The organism is Epilithonimonas bovis DSM 19482, assembly GCF_900108115.1.
Taxonomy (GTDB): Bacteria; Bacteroidota; Bacteroidia; order Flavobacteriales; family Weeksellaceae; genus Epilithonimonas; species Epilithonimonas bovis.
Genome location: NZ_FTPU01000016.1, coordinates 59194 through 69649 on the forward strand (window position 1 = coordinate 59194; position 10456 = coordinate 69649).

At 39.3% G+C, this 10456-nt stretch carries 10 protein-coding genes and 1 pseudogene; all 11 read right to left on the minus strand.

All coding sequences use genetic code 11. The annotated features are described in order from the left end of the window. Positions 1 to 66 precede the first annotated feature (66 nt). Positions 67 to 1338, minus strand: a complete 1272-nt coding sequence (gene serS, locus B0B05_RS08635) for a serine--tRNA ligase (RefSeq protein WP_076783257.1) — start codon at positions 1336 to 1338, stop codon at positions 67 to 69. A gap of 83 nt (positions 1339 to 1421) precedes the next feature. Further along, complete coding sequence (locus B0B05_RS08640; RefSeq protein ID WP_076783258.1) at positions 1422 to 1925, minus strand: hypothetical protein; 504 nt, start codon at positions 1923 to 1925, stop codon at positions 1422 to 1424. A 72-nt stretch (positions 1926 to 1997) separates the two neighbouring features. After that, positions 1998 to 2486, minus strand: coding sequence for a hypothetical protein (locus B0B05_RS08645; RefSeq protein ID WP_076783259.1), 489 nt, complete (start codon positions 2484 to 2486; stop codon positions 1998 to 2000). A 103-nt stretch (positions 2487 to 2589) separates the two neighbouring features. Beyond that, positions 2590 to 3375, minus strand: coding sequence for a (Fe-S)-binding protein (locus tag B0B05_RS08650; RefSeq protein WP_076783260.1), 786 nt, complete (start codon positions 3373 to 3375; stop codon positions 2590 to 2592). A gap of 77 nt (positions 3376 to 3452) precedes the next feature. Further along, entirely contained in the window at positions 3453 to 4787 is a 1335-nt protein-coding gene (locus tag B0B05_RS08655; RefSeq protein WP_076783261.1) for a 4Fe-4S dicluster domain-containing protein, read from the minus strand. A gap of 2 nt (positions 4788 to 4789) precedes the next feature. Beyond that, positions 4790 to 5743: an MlaD family protein gene (locus B0B05_RS08660; protein ID WP_076783262.1), complete on the minus strand. Its 954-nt coding sequence runs from the start codon at positions 5741 to 5743 to the stop codon at positions 4790 to 4792. A gap of 120 nt (positions 5744 to 5863) precedes the next feature. Next, a complete protein-coding gene (locus B0B05_RS08665; RefSeq protein WP_076783263.1) occupies positions 5864 to 8005 on the minus strand; it encodes a peptidylprolyl isomerase in 2142 nt (713 codons plus the stop codon). Between the two features lie 130 nt (positions 8006 to 8135). Beyond that, positions 8136 to 8738: a hypothetical protein gene (locus B0B05_RS08670; RefSeq protein WP_076783264.1), complete on the minus strand. Its 603-nt coding sequence runs from the start codon at positions 8736 to 8738 to the stop codon at positions 8136 to 8138. 18 nt (positions 8739 to 8756) lie between these two features. After that, complete coding sequence (locus tag B0B05_RS08675) at positions 8757 to 9341, minus strand: hypothetical protein (RefSeq protein WP_076783265.1); 585 nt, start codon at positions 9339 to 9341, stop codon at positions 8757 to 8759. A gap of 19 nt (positions 9342 to 9360) precedes the next feature. Continuing rightward, complete coding sequence (locus tag B0B05_RS08680) at positions 9361 to 9918, minus strand: RNA polymerase sigma factor (RefSeq protein ID WP_076783266.1); 558 nt, start codon at positions 9916 to 9918, stop codon at positions 9361 to 9363. A 211-nt stretch (positions 9919 to 10129) separates the two neighbouring features. After that, positions 10130 to 10456 (minus strand): annotated as a pseudogene (locus tag B0B05_RS16820) (IS982 family transposase); the annotation flags it as partial.

Below are 10456 nucleotides of genomic sequence, written 5' to 3' on the forward strand. Positions count from 1 at the left end.
AATTATTAGAATAAAAAAAATCGCAAAGTAAAATTTGCGATTTTTTTATTTTTATTAGAATTTGAATTAATTAATTAATTCAAATCTTGCATATTCTGCAACTTTTTTCGGAAGCCTAATACCTTCTTCTGTCTGGTTGTTCTCCAAAAGGGCTGCCATTATTCTTGGCAAAGCCATTGCAGAACCATTCAGTGTATGAACCAATTGGGACTTACCTTCGGTACCTTTGTAACGGCACTTTAACCGGTTGGCCTGGAAGGTTTCAAAATTGGAAACTGAACTTACTTCTAACCATTTTTCCTGTGCTGCGCTCCATACTTCGAAATCGTAAGTCATTGCAGATGCAAAACCAGTGTCTCCTCCGCAAAGTCTCAGGATTCTGTAAGGCAGTTCCAGATCTTCCAAAATAGATTGGATGTGCGCTACCATCTCTTCCAAAACGGCATAAGAATTTTCCGGTTTCTCGATTCTTACAATCTCCACTTTCTCGAATTGGTGAAGTCTGTTGAGGCCTCTCACGTGTGCTCCGTAACTTCCAGCTTCTCTCCTGTAACATTGTGAAAAAGCCGTATTCTTAATTGGCAAATCCTTCTCATCCAGCAAAACATCACGGTAAATATTAGTCACCGGAACTTCGGCTGTTGGAATCAGATAAAGATCATCTGCACCTATATAATACATCTGCCCTTCTTTGTCCGGTAATTGCCCTGTTCCGTAACCGGAAGCTTCGTTTACCACGTGTGGCGGATTCACTTCCAGATAACCGGCATCTGTGTTTTTATCGAGGAAATACTGAACCAAAGCTCTTTGCAAACGCGCTCCTTTCCCAAGATAAACCGGGAAACCCGCTCCGGCTATTTTCACACCCAGTTCAAAATCGATCAAATTGTATTTTTTTGCCAATTCCCAGTGCGGGATCGCGCCCTGTCCCAAGCCGTGGACTTCCACAGATTGGTAAATGGTTTCGTTGTCATCAGCTGAAACACCTGCCACAACTTTCTCATTGGGGATATTGGGGATCTGATAAAGGATGTTGAGCAAGCTTTTCTCAGTATCATTCAGTTGAGATTGTAATTCTTTGCTGGATTCTTTGAACTGCGATGTTTTGGATTTTGCAGCCTCTGCCTCCTCTTTTTTCCCTTCTTTCATCAGAATTCCGATTTCTTTGGAGATCCTGTTCATTTCAGAAAGTTGTGAGTCCAGCTCAAACTGTAATTTTTTTCTCTCGTCGTCAGCATCAATTGCTGCCTGGACCAAATCGAGTTCCTTGAAGTTTCTTTTCTTCAAGCCTTCCAAAACGCGCTCTTTGTTCTCGCGCAAAAAATTAACCTGTAACATAGTTTGGTTGTTGGTTGATAGTTGTTGGTTGTCAGAAATTTAATTTAAAATAATATTTCTGAGCGTATGCAAATTTAAGGATTTTATTTGACGATTTTTACAACGTTGGGCTGGCCAGATACTTTTGTAAATTTCAGTTGATTATTATATTTAAGCGACGATAGTTCAAACAATGACGGCGTCCATTTGTAATCAATCTCAATCGTATCATCATCGGTCACTGTTTGGGAATTAACCGTTTTTGAATATCGTATAATAAATTTTGAGTAATAAGTCTTCAGCTCCGGGCCAATGGAATCTCGCTTCAGTCGCACCGCACCTGCGGCATAATCCAAATAAGTAACCGTATCGGAATCCTTTATAAGGCTGAAGCCGGACACAGGCACCAATGCCGTTTCTCCCAAAAGATCCAAGAGGGATACCGATGAATAAGAATCCTTGATTCTGTTGTTCAGCAAATCCTGGCCGGCAGAATTGTGGACGTACATTTTCAGAACCTGATCAATCATCTGGATATCTTCTTCGTCCCTCTGGCAGGCACATAGTAACACCAGCGCTGTAACAATTATGGATAATCTGAGTTTCATCCCTGCAAAGATAAAAACTTAAGCTTTATGAGCTGTAGTATGAACAAATTTTGCCGAAAAAATGTTATCAAATTACACAATAGATGATGCCCAGCTACGGTTAAACGGTTGCAAAAAATGGCTCAGGAAATCAAGGTAGGTGTTTTTTGAGAAATCAAAAACTTCAATATCTTTAGATAACTCACCATTCCTGATTTTATTCTTGAAATCTGATAATTTCAACGTTTTTACTTCACCATTTTCCAAAAAGCTGGCCTTCATACGGTCAAAAAGGCCAAGTTCAAATTCAGCATCCAGCTCGCGCATAATCTTGCCCAATGCGTCGATACTGCAACCGGAAGCTGCTTCCTTCTCTTCATCCACACAGATGATTATGAACTGGTTTTTCTCAATTTTGAAAGACGATGACAAGGGCTTGCCATGAGCCGCCCATCCACCCAGGAAATCATACAGTTTTTCGGCAATTGTTTTACTTTCTTTGGCCGTAAAAGGGCGCGAGGCAGGATATATAATCACTCTGTAATCGTTGGTCTCAACAATATTAGATTCTTCAATTTTCATTTCAATAATTTTTGAGATATAAAATTACGCATTTTTTATCTAAACCACTCAACGGAAAAACCCCGGCATTCCGGGGTTCTGTTTTTATTTTACTGCGATTGGCTTACAAATCTTCTGCTTCTGCCAGAAGTTCTACAATATCTTTAACTTCTACTTCTGTATTTTTGTTAAAATGCTTGACACCATCTGTCATCATCGTATTACAGAACGGGCAGCCGGTCGCAATGACTTTGGGTTCGAAAGAAAGCGCTTCTTCTGTTCTCTCGATATTGATGTCTTTGTTACCTTTTTCCGGCTCCTTGAACATCTGTGCACCGCCAGCGCCACAACATAATCCATTGGTTTTGCAACGCTTCATCTCTACCAACTCAGCATCCAGTTTTTCAAGAAGCATTCTTGGCGCTTCGTACTCATCATTGCCACGGCCAAGGTAGCAAGGATCATGGAAGGTAATTTTTTTCCCTTTGAAACTGCCGCCTTCTATCTTCAGTCTTCCTTCCTCCATTAGCTGCTTTAGGAATTGCGTATGGTGCATGACCTCATAATTACCGCCAAGGCTTGGATATTCATTCTTCAGGGTATTGAAGCAGTGCGGACAGGCCGTTACGATTTTTTTAACGTCATAAGCATTGAGAACTTCTATATTGGTTAAAGCCATCATCTGGAAAATAAACTCGTTCCCGGCACGCTTTGCAGGATCACCTGTGCAGGATTCTTCTTGTCCCAGCACTGCAAATTCTACATTGATTTTATTAAGGATTTTGCAGAATGCCCGTGTAATTTTTTTTGCACGGTCATCAAAACTTCCGGCACAACCTACCCAGAAGAGAACTTCTGGAGATTTACCTTCCATTGCATATTCTGCCATTGTTTTTATCGTGAAATCCATTTTTATAATTTGCTAATTAACCAATGTAACAGTTTACCAATTGATTGTTACACTGCTAAGATTATTACATTGTTACATTAATTTTCATTTGCCCAGTTAAGGCGGTCGGCCTGGTTATATTGCCAAGGTGCTGCATTGTTTTCCACATTGGTCATCATCAGGTTGAGCTCCTGCGGCGCGGAAGATTGTTCCATTACCAGGAATCTTCTCATTTCAAAAATAATAGACAGAGGATCTATCAGGACAGGGCAGGCTTCTACACACGCATTGCAGGTAGTACAGGCCCAAAGTTCTTCTTTGGTAATGTAATCGTTAAGCAATTTTTTGCCATCATCTACAAACTTACCACCGTTTTTATTGATGTTTCTACCCACTTCTTCCAGACGATCTCTGGTTTTCATCATAATCAATCTTGGAGACAACTTCTTACCTGTGATATTGGCAGGACATTCTGCCGTGCAGCGTCCGCACTCTGTGCAGGAATAGGCATTAAGCAACTGAACTTGATTGAGGTCAAAAATATCTTCTGCACCAAATTTTGAAGGCGCTTCTTCTGTCTCACCTTCTGGCGGAGCAGCATAAGGATCTGCGTTGGGATCCATCATCAACTTAATTTCTTTGGTAACAGATGCCAGATTATTGAATTTCCCTTTTTTCTCAAGGTTAGCAAACCATGTATTAGGGAATGCAAAAATAATATGTAAATGTTTGGAGTAATACAGATAGTTCATAAAGAACAAAATGCCCACAAAGTGAAACCACCATGCACCTCTCTCAGTAAATAATAATGCTGAATCACCGAAATTCTCAAAAATTGGCCCCAAAATATTGGAACTCACCGGGAAATACCCATGGTGATGGAAAATATCTCTCTGCTGCAGAACCCAATCTGAACCATTCATTGTGAAAAAGGCGACCATTAGCGCAAATTCTATAATCAGAATCCAGTTGGCATCGTGTTTTGGCCAGCCAGAGAGTTCCTTCATCGTGAGCCTCTTGACGCCATAAAAATTTCTTCTTATAAAAAATACAACTACGGCAAATATAACCAAGGCAGCAAGAACTTCTAATGTCGCTGTAAAGAATGAATAAAATGACTCACCAAAAACGCTTGCAAGGAAACGGTGTGTGCCAAATATACCGTCTACGACAATTTCCAGCAGCTCTATATTAATAATAACAAAACCAACGTAAACAAAAATGTGCAGGATCCCGGCAATTGGCTTCTTCACCATGTTGCTTTGTCCCAATGCGACTCTTGCCATTGTTTTCCATCGCTCTGCCTTTTTATCAGTACGGTCTATTGCTCTGCCTAACTTTATGTTACGGTACAGCTCTCTGAGGCTTTTTGCAAACAAGCCAAACCCTACGACGAGAAGAATCAGAAAAATGACATTGTCAATGTATTGCATATCTATTTTTTATCAGCATTTTTACCAAAAACAGAGAAGTTAACATATCTTTTCGGATTGGCTTTTACATCTTCTACCAATTGATTAAGATTACTTGACGTTTTTGTTAGATTATTGTAAAGTTCTTCATCTTTCATCAATTTACCAAGAGAACCATTACCGTTTTGTATGCCGGAAATAACGTTATTCAGTTTGTTAGCCGTTTGGTTAAACTGATCGATTGTACCATTCAGTTTATTGATGTCAACGTTATCAGCTACGGAGCCATATTTATCAAGTGTCCTGTTAGCGGTCAGCAAAGTTTTGTTGGCGTTTTCTACTACATTATGTAATCCCGTTTCGTTACCAGCGAGTATTGCATTGGTTTTGTCGGCAGTGGACTTAAATGTTTCAATAGTTTTGTTAAGGTTAGATAACAGCAGCTTGATTTCTCTGCGGTTTTGCTCATCAACAATTTTATTGGTACTTGCCAGTGTAGAATCCAGCCTTAGCAAAACATTAGAAAGTTGATCTTTTACCGGTTTCACTTGCGACGACAGAGAGTTAAACATAGATAGTTGATAATTACCTTTGAGCGTATCGCCGTCTTTTGCCATCTCACCACCATAAAAAAGGTTAATTTTCATCTCTTTTCCGGACATCAGCCCCGGTTCAAAAATCTCGACAGTAGACCTGTTGGAAAACTCGAATGTATCATCGATGGTAACCTTTACCACAAAATGCAGTTTACCGTCTTTGGTAGTCATTGGCTTGATCTCATCGACCTGCCCCACCTTCAAACCGTTGATGGATACTGGATTTGAAACTTCCAGCCCTTCTACATTATCGTATTTGGCATAAAACACATTATCTGTTGTAAATAGATTTTTACCCTTCATGAACTGATAAAGGATCACGAAACTTATAATAGCAAAAACTGCGATCAATCCTGCTTTTAATTCTTTACTTAACTTCACGTTTTTGTTTTTTACTAATCAGCAAATATAAGAATATTGCTTTTATAATTGTTATAAATAAAAAAACAACAAAAGCGACAATTATGCCGCTTTTATTGTTTTTATGAACAGATTAGAAAATTATTTTTGAGCTTTGTCCCAAACTTCGATTCTGTAATCCTTGATTGTTGCATTGTCCTGAAGGCTCTTAAGAAGCGCTCCGGTAAACTGCTGAGAGTTTTGCTGCGTAATAGCTTGTACAATCTGCTTGATATCACCAGGCAACTTATTGGTCGTTACTGATTTTTTCACCAATAGATAAACACCTGTCATCCCCTCTATTGGCTGAGATAACTTATTAGCAGCTACACCGAAGGCAGCACCCGCAACTTTTGGCTCCATAGCACCATTCACTCCCGGATTGAACAGGTTAACTGTTGCGCTGGCTTTGCTTGTACCAAAGGCTTTTGCTGCCTGATCAAGCGAAGTATATTTTCCGGCATTGATTTTTTCTACGATTTTCTTGGCCAACAATTTATTTTTAACAATTGGTTCTATTTGATCTCTTACGGTTTCCGGATCTGCAAGGCCTTCATCCTGCTTTCCTACAACGTAAGCAACAATCCTGTCTCCCGACCCTTCTACTGTAAAGATATCCGTATCACCAATTTCTCTTTTCTTATCAAAAGCCCAGGTAATCACGTCTGCATCCTTATCGGTGTTAAGCCCCGGAAGTGTTCCCTGGAATCGGCCAACAGCTTTTGCATTATTGAAAATGTATTTGTTTTTCTCAGCCAGGTTTTTAAACTGGTTGAAACTTTTACCTTCGGTTTGCTGGATAAATCTTGTAGCCTGAGTTAATACTTTGTTTTCAGTTTTATCAGATGCTTTGATGTTTTTTGCAAGGTGCGCAATTTTATAAGCCATGGAGCCTGATTTCTTGTCTTCCACATTAATAATATGGTAACCGAATGATGTCTCGGCAAGACCCGTGGTGCCTTTAGCATTATCGGCTAAAAACTTGAGGTAACCCGGCGCGAAAGGTGAGGAAGGCGTTGTCCAGCCAACACTACCATTTCTTTCTACCGCGTTAGGCTCATCAGACAATTTTAAACCTTGTGCAAACTTTGCAGGATCAGCTTTGATAACTGCCAAAAGGCTATCCGCTGTTTTCTTAGCCGCCTCTTTTGTCCTGGTAGCAGTAGAACGCTCAGCACCTTTGTAAGCAATCAAAATATGTTTTGACAATGTAGAATCGGATGCTTTTTTATCCAATAACTTAGATACTACATATAAGTTCTGTTCTTTATACGGACCAAAAGTCTGCCCTATTGCGGCAGTAGCAATTTTGCCTTTAAGCTCCTGAGGAATCTGGTTAAGGCTTACGTATTGCGGAATAAAAGGAACATCAGAATTAAGCTCCACAAACATAGAGTCATTCTTGGTGTTCTGGAAATTTTCTGCTCCGTTGGAAGCGTCGGTGCCTTTTAGGTATAATTTATTAATCTCGTTAAGTGTTGCCGCATCATCCTGAGCACTTGGTGTTGCAGGGAAATAAGCGTAAGCAATATTTCTGCTGGCCGTAGCTTTGAATCTTGTCGGATGCTGCTTGATGTAATCAGCCAGATCCTGCGTGGTCACTTTTACGTTATTTTTTTTAGAAAACTCAAGGTAATCAACTTTTACAAAATCGATATTAGCCATCTCATCCCGGAACTTCATCATCAGCTCAGCCTCTTTTTTGCTGGTTGTGATACCCGCGGTAACATTACTAAAAAGCATCCTGGCCATCATTCTATACTCTATGGCCTTTCTGTTTTTTAACCAAAAACCATAGTTTTCAGGGTTTGAAGTCTGCGCTTTTTCTATTTCGCTTTTGATTTCCTGAAGCTTAAAGTTGCCTTTTTCATCAAAATATTGTTGATTTTGTGCGAATATAGGATCATATTGCAACTGGCTCCAGAATACATCATCTGTCAGTTTAAGCCCCATTTTCTCAAACTGCTGTTTGATTAATTTGGATTGCACCAGCAACTGCCAGGCCTGTTCTTCGAGACCTTTTGCGGGTTGCCCCTGTTGCTGAGCTTGCTGCTGCAAAATAAAAAGCTGGTCGTTAAACTCGTCTCTTGTGATCTCCTCACCATTTACCTTACCCAAAATATTTGGATTTTTACCAAAAACTTTGTCTATTGTATCAGGATTCACCAGGAAAGCAAAAAGCGCCAAAGCAATAACGCCTACTAACAGCCACGATCTTTTTCTAATTTCGCCTAAAATTGCCATTTTATATTATGTGTTTATAATCAGTTTGCGAAAATACATATTTTTGACAGAATAGGAAAAATTATTTAGAAACATTTGTGAATGTGTGATATAAAACTAAAAAAACCTCTTAATTACAGAGGTTCTTTATTTATTTATCGTTTTTTTTATCAAGCATTTTATCGCGCATTTTACCCTCTGTCTGAAAGAGTTTAAGCACTTGCTGAGGCGTAAGGATTTTCAAAAATTTATCCGCATAGGCCTTTCTGTTATTCAATAACTGCTGACCAACATCAAAGCTTTGGTTGAGCCTGGCTGTCGCATCTTCGTCGCTCAACTGATCAAAGTTTTTATCCGGATGGAATTTCTCCTTGATCTGCTTCTGATTGTTCTGATACTCTGCATATAAATTCTTAAAACTATCCTGCTTATCTGCCGGCACACTGATATCGCCAACAACAATATTAGCCTTCATATTCTGCAAAAATGCAGAGCGTTCTCTCACAGACATATTACTCACGGCCTGTCTTTTTTCGTTCATATCCATATTCTGCCAGTCCGCACTGCTTGGGATATTCTGCTGCCTCTGATAAGAATTGGCTGGAGCCAGTGAGGAAGAACTGTTTCTGTAAGCCGACGCCGAAGGAGACACATTGGCCTTTGCATTAGAATTATCTGTTCTTCTAATCTGGGCATTGCTCTTTTGAAAACCAATCAATCCAAAAAACACTGCTGTTAATAACAATTTTCTCATCTCTCTAATATTTTGTTATTAATTATAAAGGTCAAGGTAAACATCCTGTTCGCTGTTTCTATCCAGGTCTTTGATCTGATCCGGCGTAAAAGCAGCGAGAATTTTTTCTACATCATTCTCCGGCTTTTTAACCGAGGATGCATAGTCAAGACGGTCCCTGTTATCAAAAGCTTCGCCTTGTTTACCAATCTTCCGCTCATGTGAGGCAGACGGTTTTATAGGCGTATTTTTGCTAGCAGCCGACATCTCTGTTTTATCAATACTGTTATTTTCAGCAACAGTTTTTGATGTTTCTGTTTCTAGAGGTTGTATCTCATAGACACTGTCAACAACAGATTGCTGCTTAGCCATCTGCATCTCCGGATCATTATTAAATCCAAAAAACGCGGTGATACCGGCAATCAATACAACTGCTGCGGCAGCCATCCATTGGAAATTGAGAGAGAAAACACGGGTTTTCTTATTTATGACAGTGTCTTCGGTTCTCAGATTGCTTTCACCAATCGTTTTGGAAATCACACGATCCTGAAGTCCCTGAAAAAACGAATCCTCAGGTTCCGGATACGGTGTTTTTCTGTTCAGTTTTTCTATATCAATTTGCATAACTTTTATATTCTTTATTCTAAAACTCGTCTGAGTAATTATCCTTTATGTATTGTTCCACTTTGTCTTTAGCGTAATGATAATTGGTCTTAAGGGTGCCTACAGACATATCCAGAATCCTGGAGATCTCCTCGTAAGGCAAATCGTCGTAATACCGCATATTGAACACCAGTTTCTGCTTTTCCGGTAATGTTTGTATCGCCTTTTGCAACAGGACCAGGATTTCCTCAGCATCCTGCCAGGCATTGTCAGCCACCAGATTCTGCAGATAATATTCCGCATCCTCATCCGTCTTCTTCATCCGGTTAATTTTATTAAGTTGTTGCAGTGCCTCGTTGGTAGCAATCCTATAGAGCCAGGTGTAAAGCTTGCTGTCACTCTTAAACTGGTGAATGTTCTGGTACGCCTTAATAAAAGTATCCTGCAACACATCCTGAGCCTGGTCATGGTCTACAATTAGCCGCCTGATGTGCCAGTACAACCGGCTCTGGTAAGCATCCATCATCGCGCGCAGTCCTTTCTCTACAGTTTGAGGTGCCGTTAAGAACTTTACAATGTCCTCATCCTTGAGCTTCATTCAGATGTTTCGGTGTTTTGATTAAAAAATAAGATCAAAGTTAAATTATTTTTTGAATTTGATATTTTTAATTCCATACAAAATCCCTAAAGTTTTTGTAATCATAAGACAATTATCTTTGGCAAAGCAACTTTGCTGAGTTTACTTTTTCTTGCTTAATATTCATACCTTTTTTAAAGTTGAAATCTATAAAACAATACCTGTTGTGCATTTAGCACAAATTAATTTTTAACTTATTCAAACTTCTCTTGAAGACGAAAAAATTTAGATATTGAATCATGGTAAAAGAAGTTATTTTTGATACTATTCTTGTTGCCAAACCTTGAAAGGTTTTTGCGAGGTTAATATTTATTAAGAACTGTCCGCACAGTTGCGAAATATTGGTTTCAATCCTCTTTCTGATTTTTGATTTTGTCTTGCAAAAGTCCACAAAATTATGCTGGTTTTTACGCATTGGAACCGAAAGATTTATCTTGGAATAGTTGAATAAATCCAGTTGGAGTTCTTTGCTGATGTACCCTCTGTCGCCGATTAATAA